At 69.9% G+C, this 19,592-nt stretch carries 19 protein-coding genes; 14 read left to right on the top strand and 5 right to left on the bottom strand.

Annotation, left to right across the window (positions count from 1 at the left end):
• Positions 1-23: 23 nt before the first annotated feature.
• The 6 genes from leuC (at position 24) to ACWICD_RS03550 (ending at position 6,408) form a co-directional block, all read left to right on the top strand.
• Positions 24-1,484 carry a 3-isopropylmalate dehydratase large subunit gene (gene leuC / locus ACWICD_RS03575; protein ID WP_376130604.1) on the top strand — a complete coding sequence of 487 codons (1,461 nt, stop codon included), beginning with the start codon at positions 24-26 and terminating at the stop codon, positions 1,482-1,484.
• Between the two features lies 1 nt (position 1,485).
• Positions 1,486-2,082, top strand: a complete 597-nt coding sequence (leuD, locus tag ACWICD_RS03570; RefSeq protein ID WP_454139279.1) for a 3-isopropylmalate dehydratase small subunit — start codon at positions 1,486-1,488, stop codon at positions 2,080-2,082.
• A 78-nt stretch (positions 2,083-2,160) separates the two neighbouring features.
• Positions 2,161-3,525: a UDP-N-acetylglucosamine 1-carboxyvinyltransferase gene (gene murA, locus ACWICD_RS03565; RefSeq protein ID WP_376130610.1), complete on the top strand. Its 1,365-nt coding sequence runs from the start codon at positions 2,161-2,163 to the stop codon at positions 3,523-3,525.
• Positions 3,512-4,294, top strand: coding sequence for a lysophospholipid acyltransferase family protein (locus tag ACWICD_RS03560; protein ID WP_454139278.1), 783 nt, complete (start codon positions 3,512-3,514; stop codon positions 4,292-4,294). The genes murA and ACWICD_RS03560 overlap by 14 nt, the downstream gene beginning before the upstream one ends.
• Positions 4,284-5,420, top strand: a complete 1,137-nt coding sequence (locus ACWICD_RS03555) for an NAD(P)H-dependent glycerol-3-phosphate dehydrogenase (RefSeq protein ID WP_376130616.1) — start codon at positions 4,284-4,286, stop codon at positions 5,418-5,420. Before ACWICD_RS03560 ends, ACWICD_RS03555 begins: the two co-directional genes overlap by 11 nt.
• The gene (locus ACWICD_RS03550) at positions 5,320-6,408 is read left to right on the top strand and encodes a D-alanine--D-alanine ligase family protein (protein WP_454139277.1); all 1,089 of its coding nucleotides are present in this window, start codon (positions 5,320-5,322) and stop codon (positions 6,406-6,408) included. Before ACWICD_RS03555 ends, ACWICD_RS03550 begins: the two co-directional genes overlap by 101 nt.
• Here the strand turns inward: ACWICD_RS03550 and ACWICD_RS03545 are convergent.
• Positions 6,405-6,896, bottom strand: coding sequence for a DUF3515 family protein (locus ACWICD_RS03545; RefSeq protein WP_376130622.1), 492 nt, complete (start codon positions 6,894-6,896; stop codon positions 6,405-6,407). The two genes, ACWICD_RS03550 and ACWICD_RS03545, sit on opposite strands and share 4 nt — an antisense overlap.
• 58 nt (positions 6,897-6,954) lie before the next feature.
• On the opposite strand from ACWICD_RS03545, the gene thiL reads away from it, so the two are divergent.
• Positions 6,955-7,938, top strand: a complete 984-nt coding sequence (gene thiL, locus ACWICD_RS03540; RefSeq protein WP_454139276.1) for a thiamine-phosphate kinase — start codon at positions 6,955-6,957, stop codon at positions 7,936-7,938.
• On the opposite strand, the gene rsmD is transcribed toward thiL, so the two are convergent.
• On the bottom strand, positions 7,924-8,493 hold the full coding sequence (rsmD, locus tag ACWICD_RS03535; RefSeq protein WP_376130628.1) for a 16S rRNA (guanine(966)-N(2))-methyltransferase RsmD: 570 nt from the start codon (positions 8,491-8,493) through the stop codon (positions 7,924-7,926). The two genes, thiL and rsmD, sit on opposite strands and share 15 nt — an antisense overlap.
• A gap of 48 nt (positions 8,494-8,541) precedes the next feature.
• Here rsmD and ACWICD_RS03530 point away from each other — a divergent pair, with 48 nt between their 5' ends.
• The 6 genes from ACWICD_RS03530 (at position 8,542) to mutM (ending at position 13,638) form a co-directional block, all read left to right on the top strand.
• Positions 8,542-10,704, top strand: a complete 2,163-nt coding sequence (locus ACWICD_RS03530) for an ATP-dependent DNA helicase RecG (protein WP_376130631.1) — start codon at positions 8,542-8,544, stop codon at positions 10,702-10,704.
• Between the two features lie 35 nt (positions 10,705-10,739).
• Entirely contained in the window at positions 10,740-11,237 is a 498-nt protein-coding gene (gene coaD / locus ACWICD_RS03525; RefSeq protein ID WP_376130634.1) for a pantetheine-phosphate adenylyltransferase, read from the top strand.
• Between the two features lie 95 nt (positions 11,238-11,332).
• Positions 11,333-11,833: a YceD family protein gene (locus ACWICD_RS03520; RefSeq protein ID WP_376130651.1), complete on the top strand. Its 501-nt coding sequence runs from the start codon at positions 11,333-11,335 to the stop codon at positions 11,831-11,833.
• Positions 11,834-11,835: 2 nt separating this feature from the next.
• Positions 11,836-12,045 carry a 50S ribosomal protein L32 gene (gene rpmF, locus ACWICD_RS03515; RefSeq protein WP_019179169.1) on the top strand — a complete coding sequence of 70 codons (210 nt, stop codon included), beginning with the start codon at positions 11,836-11,838 and terminating at the stop codon, positions 12,043-12,045.
• Positions 12,046-12,059: 14 nt separating this feature from the next.
• Positions 12,060-12,752: a ribonuclease III gene (gene rnc / locus ACWICD_RS03510; RefSeq protein ID WP_376130639.1), complete on the top strand. Its 693-nt coding sequence runs from the start codon at positions 12,060-12,062 to the stop codon at positions 12,750-12,752.
• Positions 12,745-13,638: a bifunctional DNA-formamidopyrimidine glycosylase/DNA-(apurinic or apyrimidinic site) lyase gene (gene mutM / locus ACWICD_RS03505; RefSeq protein WP_376130642.1), complete on the top strand. Its 894-nt coding sequence runs from the start codon at positions 12,745-12,747 to the stop codon at positions 13,636-13,638. The genes rnc and mutM overlap by 8 nt, the downstream gene beginning before the upstream one ends.
• Positions 13,639-13,642: 4 nt before the next feature.
• Here the strand turns inward: mutM and ACWICD_RS03500 are convergent, their stop codons facing one another.
• From ACWICD_RS03500 to ACWICD_RS03490, 3 genes are all read right to left on the bottom strand, one after another.
• Positions 13,643-14,164, bottom strand: a complete 522-nt coding sequence (locus ACWICD_RS03500) for a GNAT family N-acetyltransferase (protein WP_376130645.1) — start codon at positions 14,162-14,164, stop codon at positions 13,643-13,645.
• Positions 14,165-14,182: 18 nt separating this feature from the next.
• Positions 14,183-15,271, bottom strand: a complete 1,089-nt coding sequence (locus ACWICD_RS03495; protein ID WP_376130648.1) for a GNAT family N-acetyltransferase — start codon at positions 15,269-15,271, stop codon at positions 14,183-14,185.
• Positions 15,272-15,332: 61 nt separating this feature from the next.
• Positions 15,333-15,599 carry a hypothetical protein gene (locus tag ACWICD_RS03490; RefSeq protein WP_376127640.1) on the bottom strand — a complete coding sequence of 89 codons (267 nt, stop codon included), beginning with the start codon at positions 15,597-15,599 and terminating at the stop codon, positions 15,333-15,335.
• 436 nt (positions 15,600-16,035) lie between these two features.
• On the opposite strand from ACWICD_RS03490, the gene smc reads away from it, so the two are divergent.
• The gene (smc, locus tag ACWICD_RS03485) at positions 16,036-19,560 is read left to right on the top strand and encodes a chromosome segregation protein SMC (RefSeq protein ID WP_454139275.1); all 3,525 of its coding nucleotides are present in this window, start codon (positions 16,036-16,038) and stop codon (positions 19,558-19,560) included.
• Positions 19,561-19,592 lie beyond the last annotated feature (32 nt).

The following is a 19,592-nucleotide window of genomic DNA, read 5'->3' as shown; positions in this document are numbered from 1 at the left end:
CCATCTCAAGGAGCACGACCAGCATGAGCACCACTGTTCCGGGCATGTCCGAACGCCCGCGCACTCTCGCCGAGAAGGTCTGGGACGATCACCTCGTCGTCAAGGGCGAGAACGGCGAGCCGGACCTCATCTACATCGACCTGCACCTCGTGCACGAAGTCACGAGCCCGCAGGCCTTCGACGGCCTGCGCGCCGAGGGCCGGCCCGTCCGCCGCCTCGACCTGACGATCGCGACCGAGGACCACAACACCCCGACGCTCGACATCGACAAGCCGATCGTCGACCTGACCAGCCGCACCCAGATCGAGACGCTGCGCCGCAACGCCGAGGAGTTCGGCATGCGCCTGCACTCCCTCGGCGACGCCGAGCAGGGGATCGTGCACGTCGTCGGCCCGCAGCTCGGATTGACGATGCCCGGCGTCACGGTGGTCTGCGGTGATTCGCACACCTCGACCCACGGTGCGTTCGGCGCGATGGCCTTCGGTATCGGCACGAGCGAGGTCGAGCACGTGCTCGCCACCCAGACCCTGCCGCTCAAACCCTTCAAGACGATGGCGATCACGGTCGAGGGCGAGCTCAAGCCCGGCGTCACCGCGAAGGACATCATCCTCGCCATCATCGCCAAGATCGGCACCAACGGCGGTCAGGGATACGTCCTGGAGTTCCGCGGCAGCGCCGTCCGCGCCCTCTCGATGGAGGGGCGCATGACGATGTGCAACATGTCGATCGAAGCCGGCGCGCGCGCCGGCATGGTGGCGCCCGACGAGACGACCTTCGCCTATGTGAAGGACAAGCCCCACGCGCCCCAGGGTCAGGACTGGGAGGATGCGGTCGCGTACTGGCGCACTCTGCCCTCGGACGAGGGCGCCGTGTACGACGCCGAGGTCTTCCTCGACGCGAACGAGCTCGAGCCCTTCGTGACCTGGGGAACGAACCCCGGGCAGGGGGTGTCGTTGAGCGACGTGATCCCCTCGCCCGAGGACTTCGCCGACGCCAACGAGCGTGCCGCCGCCGAGCGTGCCCTGGAGTACATGGACCTCGTGGCGGGCACGCCCCTCAAGGAGGTCCCCGTCGACGCCGTGTTCATGGGGTCGTGCACGAACAGCCGCATCGAAGACCTGCGGCAGTTCGCGTCGATCGTGCAGGGTCGCAAGAAGGCCGACGGCGTGCGGGTCATGGTCGTGCCCGGCTCGGCGCGCGTGCGCCTGGAAGCCGAAGCCGAGGGCCTGGACAGGATCTTCACCGAGTTCGGGGCCGAGTGGCGGTTCGCCGGCTGCTCGATGTGCCTCGGGATGAACCCGGATCAGCTCGCGCCCGGCGAACGCTGCGCATCGACGAGCAACCGCAACTTCGAAGGCCGTCAGGGCAAGGGAGGCCGGACGCACCTCGTCTCGCCGCTCGTCGCGGCGGCGACCGCCGTGCGCGGCACGCTGTCGAGCCCTGCCGACCTCGACGTGCCCGCCCTCATCGGAACGGAGCTCTGACGTGGAGAAGTTCAGCAGCCACACCGGCATCGCGGTGCCCTTCAAGCGCTCCGCGGTCGACACCGACCAGATCATCCCCGCCGTGTACCTCAAGCGCGTCACCAAGACCGGCTTCGAGGACGCCCTGTTCGCGAGCTGGCGGCAGGATCCCGAGTTCATCCTGAACCAGCCCGTCTACCGGGGTGCGTCGATCCTCGTCGCGGGCCAGGACTTCGGCACCGGCTCCAGTCGCGAGCACGCCGTCTGGGCGCTGCGCGACTTCGGGTTCGCCGTCGTCCTATCGACGCGCTTCGCCGACATCTTCCGCGGCAACGCCGGCAAGCAGGGACTCGTCACCGGTGTCGTCTCGGAAGACGACCTCGAGACGATCTGGGCGGCGCTCGACGCACAGCCCGGCATCGAGATGACGGTCGATCTCGTCGCCCGCACGGCGACGGTGGGTGATTCGACCGTCGCTTTCGACATCGATGATTACACTAGGTGGCGGCTTCTCGAAGGGCTCGACGACATCGGGCTCACGCTGCGCAACGAAGACAAGATCGCGCAGTTCGAGGCTCGCCGCGAGGCATGGCGACCGCGGACGCTCCCTATCCCGTAAGCCAGGCGACGCGCCCCACAAGGGCGCAGACCCGCACGACATTGCCGTTCCTCGTCACACACAAGTGAGGTCCACTGGATGAAGATCCTTCTCAACGACTCCGCCCCGGCGGGCAACAAGGAAGCATCCGGAGAGATCCTCGCGATCCGCGGCGGGCGACCACTCTCGGGACGGGTCGAAGTGAAGGGCGCGAAGAACCTCGTCACGAAGGCGATGGTCGCAGCACTCCTCGGTGAGACGACGAGCACACTGCGCGGCGTTCCGGACATCAGCGATGTCCAGGTCGTCCGCTCGCTCCTCGAGGTGCACGGTGTGCGCGTCGAAGACGGCGACGAAGAGGGCACGATCCACCTCGATCCCTCGGGCGCCGTCGCCGCGCACTTCGAAGAGATCGACGCGCACGCCGGGGCCTCCCGCATCCCGATCCTGTTCTGCGGACCGCTGCTGCACCTGTTGGGTGAAGCGCTCATCCCCGATCTGGGCGGATGCCGCATCGGCGACCGTCCCATCAACTTCCACATGGACGCCCTGCGCGCGTTCGGCGCCGTCGTGGACAAGAGCTACGAGGGCATCCGCATCACCGCCCCCGACGGCTTGCACGGCGCGAACATCGTGCTGCCCTACCCGAGCGTCGGCGCAACCGAGCAGGTGCTGCTGACGGCCGTGCGCGCGAAGGGCACGACCGAGCTGCGCAACGCAGCGATCGAGCCCGAGATCATGGACCTGATCGCCGTGCTGCAGAAGATGGGCGCGATCATCTCGTACGAGCCCAACCGCGTCATCTTCATCGAGGGTGTGGATCGCCTCGACGGCTACGACCACCGGGCGATCTTCGACCGCAACGAGGCGGCATCCTGGGCGTGTGCCGCCCTCGCGACCGACGGCGACATCTTCGTCGGCGGGGCCAAGCAGCAGGAGATGCTGACGTTCCTCAACGTCTTCCGCAAGGCCGGCGGCTGGTTCGACATCCGCGAGGACGGCATCCGGTTCCGCCGCGGCGGCGACCTCAAGCCCGTCATGGTCGAAACCGACGTGCATCCCGGGTTCATGACCGACTGGCAGCAGCCCCTCATCGTCGCCCTGACCCAGGCGCACGGCACCTCGACCGTGCACGAGACGGTATACGAGAACCGGCTCGGCTTCACGCACGCACTCAACCAGATGGGCGCCGACATCGTCGTGCACCCGCACGGCATCGACAGCCCCGAGCGCCGCGTGCCGCGGCGGGCGCTGGAACAGGCCGCCGTCATCGAGGGGCCCTCGGCTCTGCGCGGTGCCGATGTCGAGGTGCCCGACCTGCGCGGCGGGTACAGCTATGTCATCGCCGCACTTGCCGCCGAAGGCGAGTCGACCGTGCGCAACGTCGGCATCATCCGCCGGGGGTACGAGAAGTTCTTCGCGAAGCTCGACGCGCTCGGCGCCGACTTCGATGTCGTGGGATAAGCCGGTGGCGCTTCAACGACTCCGCGCGTCGGCCGAGAAGAGACGTCCCAGCCTGTTCTGGGCACTCGCGAGCATCGTCGTGCCGCTCGCGGGCGTGCTGATGAAGGTCGAGATCCGCAATCCCGAGAAGCTTCCCCGCGAGGGAGCGTACGTGCTCGCACCCAACCACTATTCGGAGTTCGACCCCGTCGCCGTCGCGGTCGCCGTGTGGAAGATCGGTCGCGCGCCGCGGTTCATGGCGAAGGAGAGCCTGTTCCGCGTTCCCGTGCTCGGCGCGGCGCTGCGCGGCACCGGAATGATCCCCGTCGCCCGGCAGGCATCCGCCTCGACGGCACGCCAGACCCTCGCCGCGTCCGAACAGCTCGTCGAGCACGGGCGCGGAGTCGTCGTGTACCCCGAGGGCTCCCTCACGCGCGAGCCCGACATGTGGCCCATGCGGGGCAAGACCGGTGCGGTGCGGCTCGCGCTCGAGGGCGGCATCCCGCTGATTCCCATGGCCCAGTGGGGGGTGCAGCAGATCATGCCGCGCTACGGCAAGCTGCGACTGTGGCCGCCGCGTCGCCGGGTGCAGGTCATCATCGGCGACCCCGTCGACCTGACCGCGTTCCGCGGACGCGAGCACCAGCAGTCCGCTCTCGTGCAGGCCACGGACGTGCTGATGGGTGAGATCGCCGGGCTCCTGGGCGAGCTGCGCGGCGAGCCCGCTCCCGCGACGCGATGGAACCCGGCCGATCACGGTCAGAAGGAGACGGGCCGACTTGAGTCGTAGACACGGTGCAGGACGTCCCCGCGTCGCCGTCATCGGCGCCGGCAGTTGGGGAACGACCTTCGGCAAGATCCTCGCCGACGGGGGAGCGCACGTGACGATGTGGGCGCGCCGCCCCGAGCTGGCCAACGAGATCCAGGAGGGCAAGCGCAACAGCGAGTACCTACCCGGCGTCAACCTGCCCCGCTCGATGTCGGCGACCCACCATCTGTCCGACGCGCTCGACGGCGCCGATCAGGTCTACCTCTCCATCCCCAGCCAGGCGCTGCGACAGAACCTCAAGGCCGTTCGACCGCTCGTGGCGAAGTCCGACGCGCCCATCGTCTCGCTCATGAAGGGCGTCGAACGACGTTCGGGCCTGCGCATGAGCCAGGTCATCGAGCAGGAGCTGCACATCGACGCCGACCGCATCGCGGTCGCCTCCGGTCCCAACCTCGCGCTCGAGATCGCGCGCGAGCAGCCGACGGCGGCGGTCATCTCGTCGACGAGCCAGGAGACCGCCGAAGCCGTCGCCCGCTGCGCACGCAACCCCTACTTCCGCACTTTCGTGAACACCGACGTCATCGGCACCGAGTTCGGGGGCGTGCTCAAGAACCTGATCGCCGTCGCGATCGGCATCGTCGACGGCGTCGGGTACGGCGAGAACACGAAGGCGGCCATCATCACGCGGGGACTCGTCGAGATGACGGACTTCGCCGTCGCCTACGGTGCGCAGGCCGACACCCTCCAGGGTCTCGCGGGCCTCGGCGACCTCATCGCGACGTGCCAGTCACCCCTCAGTCGCAACAACACGGCGGGGCGACTGCTCGGGCAGGGCTACCGCTTCGACGATGTCGTCAAGCAGATGAACCAGACGGCCGAAGGGCTCGCGTCGGTCGCTCCGATCCTGCAGCTGGCCCGTGAGGTGGGCGTCGAGATGCCCATCGTCGAGCAGGTCAAGCGCGTGCTCGACGGCACCATGAACCCGCGCGACATCGCGCCGCACCTGACGACCGACGACGACACACCCCAAGGGGAGAGGACGCAGAATGGACAGGCCGGCGGTGGCGGTGCTCTTTGGCGGACGCTCCAGCGAGCATTCGATCAGTTCCGCGACGGCGGGGGGCGTTCTGCGGGCGATCGATCGTGATCGCTTCCGCGTCATCCCGATCGGCATCACGCGTGACGGCGCGTTCGTCCTCGAAGACGACGATCCCGACAAGTTCGCCCTCGATACCGAGCACCTGCCCGAGGTCGTCGACAACGGCACGCGCATCCTCTGGCCCGACTCGACGCTCACCCGCGAGCTGAGGGTCACCGAAGCGGGCGGCACGCGGTCGCTCGGAGAGGTCGACGTCGTCTTCCCGATTTTGCACGGCCGGTTCGGCGAGGACGGCACGGTGCAGGGCATGCTCGACCTGCTCGGGTTGCCCTACGTCGGCGCCGGTGTGCTGATGTCGGCGATCGGCATGGACAAGCACGCGACGAAGTCCGCCCTGAAGGCCGCCGGGGTGCCGGTCGTGCCCTGGGTCTCGGTGACCCGCGCCGACCTCGCCCGTGCGCGCGACCTGTGGGAACGCCGCATCCGCTCGCTCGGTCTGCCGGTGTTCGTCAAGCCCGCCCGGGCGGGTTCGAGCGTGGGCGTGTCGAAGGTCTCCGACTGGGATGAGCTCGACGCTGCGCTCGAGGTCGCGTTCGCCGAAGACCGCACCGTGCTCGTCGAGCAGGCCGTGTCCGGTCGCGAGATCGAGTGCGGCGTGCTGCCGGGGCGCGACGGCGCCGAGCCGCGGGTCAGCATGCCGGGCGAGATCGTCGTGACGGGCCGGGACTTCTACGACTTCGAGGCGAAGTACCTGGGCGCGCCGGGCGTGGAGCTCGTGTGTCCCGCCGACATGCACCCGGGCGAGCAGGCCGAGATGCAGCGCATCGCCGCGCAGGCGTTCGAAGCCCTCGGCGGCGAAGGGCTCTCCCGCGTCGACTTCTTCTTCACCGGCACCGAGTTCTTCGTCAACGAGGTCAACACGATGCCCGGCTTCACGCCGATCTCGATGTTCCCGCGCTGCTGGATCGCGTCGGGCATGACCTACCCCGAGCTCGTCGGAGAGCTCATCGACGCGGCGCTCGCTCCGGTCGCTTAGTCCTCGGCGCCCTCGAGCGCGTCACTGGTGTTGATGCACGCGCGCTCGGCCGGGATCGCCGCCGAGATGATGGGGCCGAGTCGATCGAGCACGGCGTTGGAAGAGACGACCTCGTTGTCGACGAAGACTTCGATCGCGGGGGTGCGGCCGTAGGTCGTCACGAGATAGCGCGGCGCCTGCGACTCGTCGACCACCCAGTCGATGCCGCCCAGCGTGATGCAGCGGGCTTCGGTCGGACCGGGCGGGGTGACACCGCAGGCGAGGATGATCGACGTGTCGTCCGAGCCCCACGCTCCGGTCGCCTGCGCGTCGGTCCAGCGCCGCTGCTCGCCGTCGACGGAGCCCGGCAGGCGCACCGTGATCTCGGCGCAGAGCGGATCGTTGGCATCGGGCGCGGGCTGCAGGGCGACGGTCGTCGAGCACCCCGCAAGGACAGCGGCGAGAGCCGTCGCGGCGACGAGGGAGGACAGGACGCGGGATGCACGCACCCCTCCAGGCTAACCGGCCCTGAGACGCCCCGGCGCCGGTCGGCGTTAGCGTGGGAGGGTGACGACAGCAGCGAACGACCCCCGCATCGGTGACCTGAGCGAGGGGGCCATCCTGCGCCGCATCCTGGATCGCCTGGGCGCCTCGGACGCGCTCGTCGGGCCCGGCGACGATGCCGCCGTGCTGGCGATGCCCGACGGGCGGGTCGTCGCGAGCGTCGACACCCTCGTGCACGGACCCGACTTCCGCCTCGCCTGGTCGAGTGCATTCGACCTCGGGTGGAAGTCCGCCGCCGTCAACCTCTCGGACATCGCGGCGATGGGCGCGCGCCCGACGGCGCTGCTGGTCGCCCTCGCGATGCCCGATGACACACGCTCGTCGTTCGTCGACGGGCTCGCCGAGGGGCTGCGAGCCGCCTGCGACGCGCTCGCGCCCGGCTGTGCCGTCGAGGGCGGCGATCTGACCGTGTCGGACACGCTGACGGTCGCCGTCACGGCCCTCGGCTCGCTCGACGGCCGTGCCCCCGTGCTGCGGTCGGGGGCGCGTGCCGGCGACACGGTCGCCGTCGCGGGCGATCTGGGACTCGCGGGCCGCGGTCTGCACCTGCTGTTCTCCCGATTCCGGGATGCCGCGGGTCGGCCGGCCCCCGTCGACGCGACGACGCTGACGCCCGACGAATCGCGCGACCTCGCGGCGCAGCTGCGTCCGTCACCGCCCGTGCCCCTCGGCGCCGTGGCCGCGGATGCCGGTGCGACGGCGCTGATGGACGTGTCGGACGGCCTCGTGCTCGATGCGGCGCGCATCGCGGAGGCCTCCGGCATCACGATCGACCTGGACGGCGCCCTCGATCAGGCGCAGCTGAGCGGCGGCGAAGACCATGCGCTGCTCGCGACGTTCCCCGGTGACATCGCTCTTCCCGAGGGGTTCCGGGCGATCGGCCGCGTCACTGCGGCAGGCGACTCACCCGTGCTCGTCGGCGGACGGCCGTATGCCGGCCGCGGGGGCTGGGACCCGTACCGGGACTGGGACTCACACGTCGGCTGACGTGCCCGACCACCACAGCGTCGTGTCGCCGTAGCGCTTGTCCCGCACGGCCTCCAGCCCGGTCGGCAGGTCCGGCGGGCCCGAGCGGGTCGCGCGTTCGACGATGACGGTGGCGCCGGGGGCGAGCAGCGGCACGAGCAGGTCGAGCACGAGCGAGAGCTCGTCGACGGGCAGGTCATAGGGCGGATCGATCAAGACGAGGTCGAACGGCCCGCGCGCGGAGCGCAGGTAGCCGGCGGCCGCCGTGCGGTGCACGCGCACGGTGCCCTGCACGCCGTCCACAGCGGCGACGCGGTCCGCGTTCTTCTGCACAACGGTCGCCGCACGCGGGTTCTTCTCGACGAGGTCGACCGAGGCCGCCTCTCGGCTGAGCGCTTCGAGGCCGAGGGCGCCCGACCCCGCATAGAGGTCGAGCACGCGGGCGCCCTCCACCTCACCTGCCGACTCGAGGGCGCTGAAGAGGGATTCGCGCACCCGATCGCTCGTCGGCCGGGTTCCGGCATCCGGCACGGTCAGGGCGAACGATCCGGCACGGCCCGCGATGATCCTGGTCACACGCACAGCCTACGAGGCGACGTCCGACGCCCTGCATAGACTCGGTGCATGCCCGCCCTGACGCTCGAGTCCCGCCTCGACGGCGTCGTGGGCGGCAAGACGGCGACAGCGCTCGCGAAGGCGTTCGAGATGCGAACGGTGGGCGACCTGCTGTCGCACTACCCCCGCCGGTACGCGCGTCGTGGCGAGCTCACGCCGATCGCCTCGCTGCCGCTGGGCGAACCCGTCACGATCGTCGCCGAGGTCGTGCGGGTCAACGAGCGCCGCATGCAGAACCGCAAGGGCACGCTGCTCGAGGTGCTGATCAGCGACGGTCAGGGGCAGCTGAGCCTGACGTTCTTCAATCAGGCGTGGCGCGCGAAAGACCTGAAGCCCGGCCGCCGCGGGATCTTCGCCGGAAAGGTGGGGGAGTACCGCCGCGTGACGCAGCTGACGCACCCCGACTACGAGCTCTTCGACGACGAAGAGGCCGCCCGCCAGAACGCGCAGGCCTACGCGACGATCCCCATCCCCATCTACCCCGCGACGAGCACGCTCGCGAGCTGGCAGTTCACCAAGATCGTCGAGCTCGTGCTCGACGGCCTCGGCGACGTGCCCGACCCTCTGCCCGACGAGCTGCGCATCCGCCACGGCCTGGTCACGGCGCGTGAGGCGATCGAGTGGATCCATCGCCCCGCCGACGAGACGCAGTATGCGGCCGCACGGCAGACGCTGCGCATGCACGAGGCCTTCGTGCTCCAGGCGGCCCTGCTGCAGCAGCGCAACTTCGTACGCGCCCTGTCGGCGACGCGGCGTGAGGCCGGTGGGCTGCTCGAGCGTTTCGACGCTGCGCTGCCGTTCGCGCGCACCCCCGACCAGATCACGGTCGGCGACCAGATCGAGGGCGACCTGCGCGGCGACTGGCCCATGAACCGGCTCGTGCAGGGCGAGGTCGGGTCGGGCAAGACGCTCGTGGCGCTGCGGGCGATGCTGCAGGTCGCCGAGAGCGGCGGGCAGTCGGCGCTCATCGCACCGACCGAGGTTCTCGCGGCGCAGCATGTGCGCTCGATCGCACGGATGCTGGGTCCCGAGCTCGCCCCCGAGCTCATGCCGACGCTCCTGACGGGCCAGCTGCCGGCCGCCGAGCGGCGCAAGGCGGCGCTGCGCACGGCGTCGGGACAGGCCCGCATCGTCGTGGGCACGCACGCGCTCCTGAGCGAGTCGACGACATTCGCCGACCTCGGTCTCGTCGTCGTCGACGAGCAGCATCGCTTCGGTGTCGAGCAGCGCGAGGCGCTCCGCGCGAAGGGATCGTCGCCGCACGCGCTCGTGCTGACGGCGACGCCGATCCCGCGCACGGTCGCGATGACCGTGTTCGGCGATCTCGACGTCTCGACGATCCGCACGATGCCCGCCGGCCGTGCGGGCATCGAATCGTTCGTGGCGCCGCTCGCCGATCGCCCTGCGTGGTTCGGTCGCGTGTGGGACCGCATCGCCGAAGAGGTCGCGCTCGGTCGCCAGGCGTTCGTCGTCTGCGCGGCGATCGACGCCGAAGCGCTCACGAAGGAAGAGAAGGCAGACGTGGTCGTCGAGCCGGTCGAGGGTGATTCGCCGCGCACGCGCTGGGGGGTGGTGCAGGTCGGCGACCTGCTGTCGCGGCATCCGGCCTTCACGGACATCCGCGTCGAGATCCTGCACGGCAAGATGCCGTCCGAGACGAAGGATGCCGTCATGCAGGCGTTCGCGCGCGGAGAGGTCGACGTGCTCGTCGCAACGACCGTCGTCGAGGTCGGTGTCGACGTGCCGAACGCCTCGACGATGGCGATCCTCGAGGCCGACCGGTTCGGGGTCTCGCAGCTGCACCAGCTGCGCGGCCGGGTCGGGCGCGGCGGTGTTCCCGGGCTCTGCCTGCTCGTCACCGAGGCGGCAGCGGGAAGCCCCGCACGTCGCCGCGTCGAAGCCGTCGCGGCGACACTCGACGGCTTCGAACTCGCCGAGGTCGACCTCGAGCTGCGCGGGGAGGGCGACGTGCTCGGCGACGCGCAGTCCGGAGCCCGTTCGTCGCTGCGGCTGCTGCGCGTCGTGAAAGACGCAGACCTCATCGCCGAGGCCCGCATCGCCGCCGAACGGGTGTTCGCAGAAGACCCGGCACTGCTGCGGCATCCAGGCCTCGAGGCGGCCATCGAACGGCGGGTGGGGCGCGAAGAGCGCGCGGCCCTCGCGCGCACATGAGCCGAGCCGGTCGCCCACGACGATACGCTGGAGGGGTGAATCCCAGGATCGCCGTCGTCCCCGGCTCGTTCGACCCCCCGACTCTCGGGCATCTCGACGTCATCCGCCGGGCTGCATCCCTGTATGACCAGCTGCACGTGCTCGTCGTGCACAACCCCGACAAAGAGGCGATGCTGCCCATCGCACAGCGCCTCGCCCTGCTCGAACAGTCGATCAGCGAAGCGGGCATCGCCTCCGAGGTCGTCGTCGCGTCGTGGAGCATGGGTCTTCTCGTCGACTACGCGACCGATGTCGACGCCGGCGTGCTCGTCAAGGGCATCCGCTCGCAGGTCGATGTCGCCTATGAGACGCCCATGGCGATCGTGAACCGGCATCTCGCCCATGTCGAGACGGTGTTCCTGCTGCCCGATCCATCGCACGCCCTCGTCTCGAGCTCGCTCGTGCGCCAGGTCGCCGCGCTCGGCGGCGACGTCTCGCCGTATGTGCCCGGTCCCGTCGCGCGGTTCCTCGACACCGGCGCGCGCGGCCTCTGAGCCGCGCATCGCGGGTAGGATCGACGACCGTGAGTAGGCACAGACCCGGCGCATTCGCCATCCCGGTACGAGACATCGTCCGCCGAGCCGGCGAGATGCGCGAGCACGTACTCGATCTCACCGCTCCCGAGAAGTGGGGCGAGGGGCTCGTCGCGGTCGAAGCGGGCGAACCCCTCACGATCGACGTCCGACTGGAATCGGTGCACGAGGGCATCCTCGTCTCGGCGACGATCGACACGGAGTACCGCGGCGTGTGCGGACGGTGCCTCACCGACATCGTCGAGCCTGTCGAAGTCGAGTTTCAGGATCTTTTCGCGTACCCTGGGGAGGAAACATCTGACTTCGAGGTTCAAGACGACCACGTGGATCTTGAAACTCCGGTCAGGGATGCGATCGTCCTGTCGCTTCCGTTTCAGCCGGTGTGTCAGCCGGATTGCCCCGGCCTCGATCCGGCCACGGGCGAGCGGATGGCCGAAAACACCGACGCAGAGCAGCGCGAATCCCTCGATCCACGCTGGGCCGCGCTCCAGGACTTCACCACAGACCCCGACACCGACGCCCCGCGTGCCGGTGCCGAGAACACAGAAGAGAGCTAGTCATGGCAGGTAACCCCCCGAAGCGGAAGGTCTCCCGCTCCAACACCCGTTCGCGTCGCGCGCAGTGGAAGGCCGAGGCCCCCACGCTGGTCAAGACGATCGAGAACGGCAAGGTCGTCTACAGCCGGCCGCACCAGGCGAAGGTCGTCACCGACTCGCAGGGCACCGAGCTGTTCCTGGAATACAAGGGCCGCAAGGTCGCCGACGTCTGATCGCGGCTGACGCCGTGACCACCGTCACGCCGGGTTCTGCCCGTCTCACCGACAAGCTCGGGGTCGACATCGACCCCGAGCTTCTGTCGCTCGCGCTCACGCATCGCTCCTGGGCGTACGAGCACGGTCAGGGTCCGCACAACGAACGGCTCGAATTCCTCGGTGATTCGGTGCTCGGCCAAGCCGTCACGGTACGCCTGTTCACGCGGCATCCCGAACTCGAAGAGGGTGCGCTGGCCAAGCGACGCGCCGCCGTCGTCTCGACGGTCGCCCTCGCCGAGATCGCGCGGACGATCGGTCTCGGCGAGCACATCAAGCTCGGCCGGGGCGAGACGCTCACGGGCGGGCGCGACAAGGACTCGATCCTCGCCGACACGACCGAGGCGATCATCGGGGCGGCCTACCTCTCGGCGGGACCGGATGCCGCGACCGAACTCGTGCTGCGGCTCGTCGGCCCGCTGCTCGACGACCCGGAACGGTACGGGGCCGCGATGGACCCCAAGACGGCGTTGCAGGAGCTCGCTGCGCGCCTGGACTCGGCGCCGCCGACCTACGAGGTCGGTTCGACCGGTCCCGACCACGACCGCCGGTTCACGGCCACCGTGCACGTCGCGGGCGTCTCCCGCGTCGGCGGCGGATCGAGCAAGAAGCAGGCCGAGATGGCGGCGGCGCTGACGGCATGGCGCGAGCTCAGCGGACGTGCCTGAGCTGCCAGAGGTCGAGGTCGTCCGCGCCGGTCTCGAGCCCGCTGTCTCCGGCGCGACCATCGCCGCCGTGACGGTGCTCGACGAACGAGCACTCACGCGGCACCCGGGCGACGGCGCGCACTTCGAGAGCGCGCTGACAGGGCTTACGATCCGCGGCGCCGCTCGCCGAGGCAAGTTCCTGTGGCTCCCGCTCGAGGCGTCGTCCGAGGCCCTCGTCGGACATCTGGGAATGAGCGGCCAGCTGCTGCTTCGTGCCGCCGGCGCACCGGTGGAGCGTCATGAGCGCGTGCGGTTCGACATCACGCACCCCGCCCATGGCGATCTCGCGGTGGTGTTCGCCGATCAGCGCACGTTCGGCTCGCTCGCGCTCGACGACCTCGTCGCGACGCCCGATGGCGCGTCCGGCGGATTCGGCACGCCCGACCCGCTCGTGCCGACGCAGGTCGCGCACATCGCGCGCGATCCGCTCGATCCCGCGTTCGACGACGTCGGGTTCGCGCGGATCCTCGCGCGCAAGAACTCAGCCATCAAGCGCGTGCTGCTGGATCAGACCGTCGTGAGCGGCATCGGGAACATCTATGCCGACGAAGCCCTGTGGGACGCCCGCATCCACCCCGAATCGCCGGCCTCCGCGCTCTCGTCGCGGGCGGTCGGCAATCTGCTCACCGCGGTTCGCCGGGTTCTCGACAAGGCGCTCGCAGAAGGCGGCACGAGCTTCGACGCCCAGTACGTCAACGTCAACGGTGAGGCCGGGTACTTCGCGCACTCGCTGCACGCATACGGTCGCACGGGCGCACCATGCCATCGCTGCGGTCGTCCCATCGTGCGCGTGTCGTTCATGAACCGCTCGTCGCACTTCTGCCCGCGCTGCCAGCGGCGACGGTGACCCGTCAGCCCGCGGAAGGGCGGTCGATGGCGAACGCGAGGTGCGGCATCGCGACGCCGCGATAGTGCTTCACGAAGCGACCACGCACGGTCATCCCGAGGCGGATCGCGACGTTCATCGATGCGATGTTCGTGTCGCGCACCTGAGCGAAGAGCCGCTCCACTCCGAGCGTCTCGAACGCGTAGTCGCGGCACGCCGCGGCAGCCTCCGTCGCGTAGCCGTGGTGCCAATGCGCCCGGTTGAACAGGTAGCCGACCTCGATGACGTCCTGATCGAGGATGCGCTGCCGGGTGAGCCCGCACTGACCGATCGTCTCGCCCGAGGCGCGCGCGTCCACGCCCCACAGACCGAAGCCGTCGATGCGATAGCGCTCGAGGTTGCGATCGAGCCACGTCCGGACTTCACCATCGTCGAAGGGACCCTCGTACGCCGTCATCGTCGGCGCATCCTGAAGGATCGCGCGGAGCGCCGGCAGATCGGCGGCCGACATCTCGCGCAACGACAGCCGCGGCGTCTGAATCAGCATTCGGCCAGTGTGCCAGCGTCAGGACGGGAGCACCTTCTTCCACGCGCCGCCGTACGCGATCGGCGCGAAGCCGATCGCCTCGTTGATGTCGAGCATCGGTCGGTTCTCTTCGGCGTTGTAGGTCACGATGCGCGGCGAAAGCGGTGCGAGCTCGCGCCACCGTATGAGGCCCGCGCACTTGATGAGCATCCCGAGGCGGTGACCGCGATGTTCCTTCAGCACGAGGGTGTCCTCCTGGTGAGAGGCCTCGGTGCGGTCGACACCGACGACGAGCTCGTTGAAGGCGCACAGCTCGCCCGTTTCGATGTGCTGCGCCGCCGTCACGAGCATGAGTCGTCCCGTGTCGGCGTATGCACTGTCGTGTCGCGTCAGGCGCGCGGCATCCCAGGTCTCCTCATCGATCTCCATGCCGGCCGACGGAGCGTCGGTCGACATCCGGGACTTCATCCACGCGTATCCGTCGCGGTACTCGGCGGGCGTGGGGGGTGACCACTGCACGACGCGGTAGCCGGCAGCTGCGCCGGTCGCCTCGTCGAGCAGGCGCTCGACGCCGTCGAACGAACCTTTGAGGTCGAACGCACTGCTGCGTTCGACCTGCTCGAGCGTGTACCCGTGCCGCTGATAGAAGCGCGCCGCGTGGTCGTGTGGAATCGACCCGAATCCGGTCGGGGCATCCAGGTGCGGACCGTCGGCCGAGGGATGCGTCGCCCACGACTGCAGCACGGTGCGGCCGTGCTCCCGCGCGACGCGCTCGACCAGGTCGTACGCGGCCGCGCCGATCCCGCGGCTCCAGGTCTCGCGCAGCAGCTCGACGAGCCAGTAAGCGGTGCGCGATCCCGCTTCCTGGGGAATGTCGAGACCGACCCGGCCGACGAAGACGCCGTCCAGGACGACGGCCCACAGCAGGCGGATCTCGTCGGGTTCGGTCTGGTAGTGGGGGAGCAGCTCGGCGGCGGTGATCGTTTCGTCGCCGTGGCCTGAGATCTCTTCGTACACGCGGTTGCGCACGCGAACGTGCTCGACGAAGTCGGCGGCGTCCGGGTCGTCGACGTGTGCGGGAACGGTGATGGGGCGGAGCTCGAAGCTCGTGAGGGTCGTGCCGGTCATGACGATTCCTTGGTGAGTGGGGGGCCGTTCGGTGGTGCGACGTCAGGGACGTCGCACCACCTCACGGACGCGGTGACAGCAGATGCTGTCGCAGGTGAGCGGCTTCCCGCTCGGAGCGGCTGCGCTCGTTGGCGAGACTGCGGGTGTGCAGCTCGCGGTCGCCGTCGCGGCGTTCACGGCGGGTGCTGTGCAGCAGCAGCCAGAGGCCGACGCGCAGTGCGAGCCGATCGGCGAGGCGAACCGGTCGCGTCGACGCGCTGACGGACGCGGCATGGACGGGTGACGTGTGCACATCGAGGGTGCGGACGTCGACGAGATGCTTGGACATGGTCGTCTTTCGAATCGGAAGGATGCGGAGGATCGAAAGATCCGTGGTGCGCGGACGGCGCGGTGCGGCGCAGAGGCCGCCACGAGGGGAGCCCGAAGAGCTGCTGCCGGTCTGCCCGAAGGCAGAGTCATCCCCTGGTCGGCTCAGCCGAAGGTGGGGAGGAACACGCAGAAGGAGGCGGTCGCCGGTGCAGAGGCGACTGCTCCTGCGAGAGCACGGCGGGCAGCGGGAACCTTGCCGGCTGCGATCATGCGAATCATCATGGCGACCTCCTTTCGACTTCTCACGCGGTCGATCACGCTAGCGCACGCGGAAAACGCGCGTCAAGCACTTTCGGCGTGTCGCGATGAGATCTCTCTTGGTCGCGGCTCGCCGCCGCGGCATCCCGGGCCTGTTCGGCTACTTTTGACGGAATGTCCATCCCGGAGCCGCGCGCATGCATCTGAAGAGCGTCACCATCAAGGGCTTCAAGTCGTTCGCACAGCCCACGACGTTCGCCTTCGAACCGGGCGTGACGTGCATCGTCGGTCCGAACGGCAGCGGCAAGTCCAACGTCGTCGATGCGCTCGCGTGGGTCATGGGCGAGCAGGGGCCCAAGACGCTGCGCGGCGGCAAGATGGAGGACGTCATCTTCGCGGGCACCGCAACGCGCGGACCCCTCGGACGAGCCGAAGTGCAGCTGACGATCGACAACAGCGATGGGGCGCTGCCGATCGAGTACGCGGAAGTGAGCATCAGCCGGACGCTGTTCCGCAACGGTGCCAGCGAGTACGCGATCAACGGCGACGCGTGCCGGCTCCTCGACGTGCAGGAGCTGCTGAGCGACTCGGGTCTGGGCCGCGAGATGCACGTCATCGTCGGGCAGGGCCGGCTCGACAACGTCCTGCAGGCGACTCCCGAAGATCGACGCGGCTTCATCGAAGAAGCAGCCGGCATCCTCAAACACCGCCGTCGCAAAGAGAAGACGCTGCGCAAGCTGTCGGCGATGGAAGGCAACCTGACGCGCCTCAGCGACCTCGCCGGCGAGCTGCGCCGCCAGTTGAAACCGCTCGGGCGACAAGCGGAGATCGCGCGTGAGGCGGCGACGATCGCCGCCGTCGTGCGCGACGCGAAGGCGCGTCTCTTCGCCGACGACCTCGCGTCGCTGCGCACGCAGCTGGCCGATCACACCCGCAACGAGCAGGAGCGTCATGCCGAGCGGCTCGTGCTGCAGGACCAGGTCGACCACGTGCGGGCCCGGATCCGCGAACTCGAGTCCGACCAGCGCTCCGAGGCCGTCGACGCGGCCCGACGGGTCGCGTTCGACCTCGAGCGGGTGCAGGAGCGTGTCCGCGGGCTGTACACCCTCGCGGGGCAGCGTCTCGCGCTGCTCGGCGACGCCGACGACGAGCGCATCGAGCTCACGACGGTGTCGCAGGAGATGATCGACGACGCGCGCACCGAGATCGACGACGTCGGCGCCGGTCTCGGTGAAGCGCAGGATGCCGCAGCCGATGCCTCGCGCGACGTGAAGCGGGCACGGGCCGAACTCGACGCCCTCGACGTCGACATCGCTGCGCAGAGTGCGCTCGTCTCCGAGCACGACATGCGTCTGACGGCGCTTCGCGGCACGGCCGAGGCCGCGGCGTCGGCGCTGACGGCCGTCCGCTCGGCGGTCGAACGTCAGCAGAAGGCACTCGATGCCGCGCTCGTCCGGCGAGCCGAAGCCGAGCAGGAGCTCGCCGGCGTACGGCCCGACCTCGCGCCCGAGGGGTCGGCCGCCGAACACGCCGCGGCGTACGAGCGGGCGCAGCGCGAGGCGACCGACGCCGAGACCGAGGTCGCGGCACTGCGCGACCGCCTGCACGCGACCGAGCGCGAAGTCGAAGCCCTCACGGCGCAGACGACGGCGCTCGGACGCGCTCTCGAGATCAAGAGCGCGTCGGCCTCGGTGCTCGCCGAAGCGCGCGACGGTCTCCGGGGGCTCGTCGGCGACGCGATCCAGGTGCGATCGGGCTTCGAGGCCGCGATCGCCGCCGTGCTGGGGCCCGTTGCCGAGGGCATCCTGGTCGATGATTCCGACACCGCCTTCCAGCTCGCCGACGAACTGCGCGACGCCGATCTGGGCGTCGTCGACATCGTCATCGCCGACACCGCCGCGCCCGATGTCGGCGCGTCGCCGGTGGCGGGCCTCACGCCCGCACGCGATGTCGTGAGCGGACCCGACGGCCTGCGCGGCATCCTGTCGTTCGTGCTGGTCGCCGACGACCTCGCGGCCGCCCGCGCGGCGGCGCCGGCATTGGAGTCCGCGCGTCCCGTGACGATCGTGACGCGCGCGGGCGAAGTCTGTACGCCGCACTCGCTGCGCGCCGGCGCAGGGGCATCGAGGTCCCGCATCGAGCTCGCCGCCGAGCGGGATGCCGCCGCCGAGCGGCGCGACGAGCTGACCGTCGTCGCCGACTCGCTGCGCGAGGCCCTCGGCGACGCGAACCGCGGGCTGGACGCCGCGCGTCAGCACACCAAGGCCGCCCTCACCACGCTCCGGGAGCACGACGCGGCGCTCGCGGCCCACGCCGAGCAGGTCAACCGAGCGACGGTGCGGCACGAGTCGGCTGTCGCCGAGTGCGATCGACTCGCGGCGGGACTCGCGCAGGCCGAAGCCGCGGTCGCCGAGGCGGAGGATTCCGCCCGCGTCGCCGACGAGCGCCTCACGACAGCGCTCGAAGCGCCCCGGCCCATGCTCGACGCCTCCGCCCGCGACGGCATGCTCGCGGCGCTCGAGGCCGCACGCGACGGCGAGATGCGTGCCCGCCTCGACGTCGAGACCCTCCGCGAGCGCATCCGCGCCGGCGAAGCCCGCGTCACGCAGCTCGTGCGGCAACGAGAGCGCGAGCGCGAGGCTGCGGCCGAGGCCGCGCGGCGCGCCGTCATCCGCCGCGCTCAGCGCGACGTCGCCGAGGGCGTGGCCGCGCAGCTTCCCGCGGTCCTGGATTCGGTCGATCGCTCGATGGCGCAGGCGCGCGTCGAACTCGCTGCGGCAGAAGCGGCCCGCACGGCGCTCACGGCCGAGCTGGTGCAGTTGCGCGAGCGAGAGGCGGGTCTGCGGGAACGGCTCGCGGGCCTCACCGAGAGCGTGCACAGCCTGGAGCTGCAGATCCACGAGAAGCGCTTGCACGTGACGGGCGTCGTCGAGCGCGTGGCATCCGAACTCGGGCTCGACGAGGATATTCTGCTTTCGGAATATGGGCCGGATCAGCCCGTGCCCGTTGATACGGGCATATCGTCGGACGAACCCGCCGAGGTCGAGACGGTGCCGTACGACCGCGCGCAGCAGCGACGCCGGTTGCAGGAGGCGGAGCGCAAGCTCACCCAGCTCGGACGCGTCAACCCGCTCGCCCTCGAGGAGTTCGCGGCGCTCGAGCAGCGACACCTGTTCCTCACGGAGCAGCTCGCCGACCTGTCGCAGACGCGCAAGGACCTGCTCACCATCATCGAAGAGCTCGACGAGCGGATGCAGACGATCTTCCTCGCCGCGTTCGAGGACACGAGGGTCGCGTTCGGCGAAGTGTTCCCGATCCTCTTCCCTGGAGGAACCGGCAGCATCTCGCTCACGAACCCCGACGAACCGCTCACGACCGGCATCGAGGTGTCGGTGCGGCCGGTCGGCAAGAAGATCGAGCGGCTGTCGCTGCTGTCAGGCGGAGAGCGCTCACTGGCCGCCGTCGCTCTGCTGACGGCGATCTTCAAGGCGCGGCCGAGTCCGTTCTACATCCTCGACGAGGTCGAAGCCGCTCTCGACGACGCGAACCTCGGCCGGCTGCTGGGCGTGTTCGAGCAGCTGCGGGCTTCGAGCCAGCTCATCGTGATCACGCATCAGAAGCGCACGATGGAGATCGCCGACGCCCTCTACGGCGTCTCGATGCGCCAGGACGGCGTCTCGGCCGTCGTAGGCCAGCGCATCCAGGAGCGCACGGCGTCCTGACACCGGGCCGGCGCGCGCGGGGCGGCGGTCGC

This window comes from Microbacterium sp. NPDC055357 (genome assembly GCF_053644835.1).
This window is presented reverse-complemented; position numbering and strand designations above follow the sequence as displayed.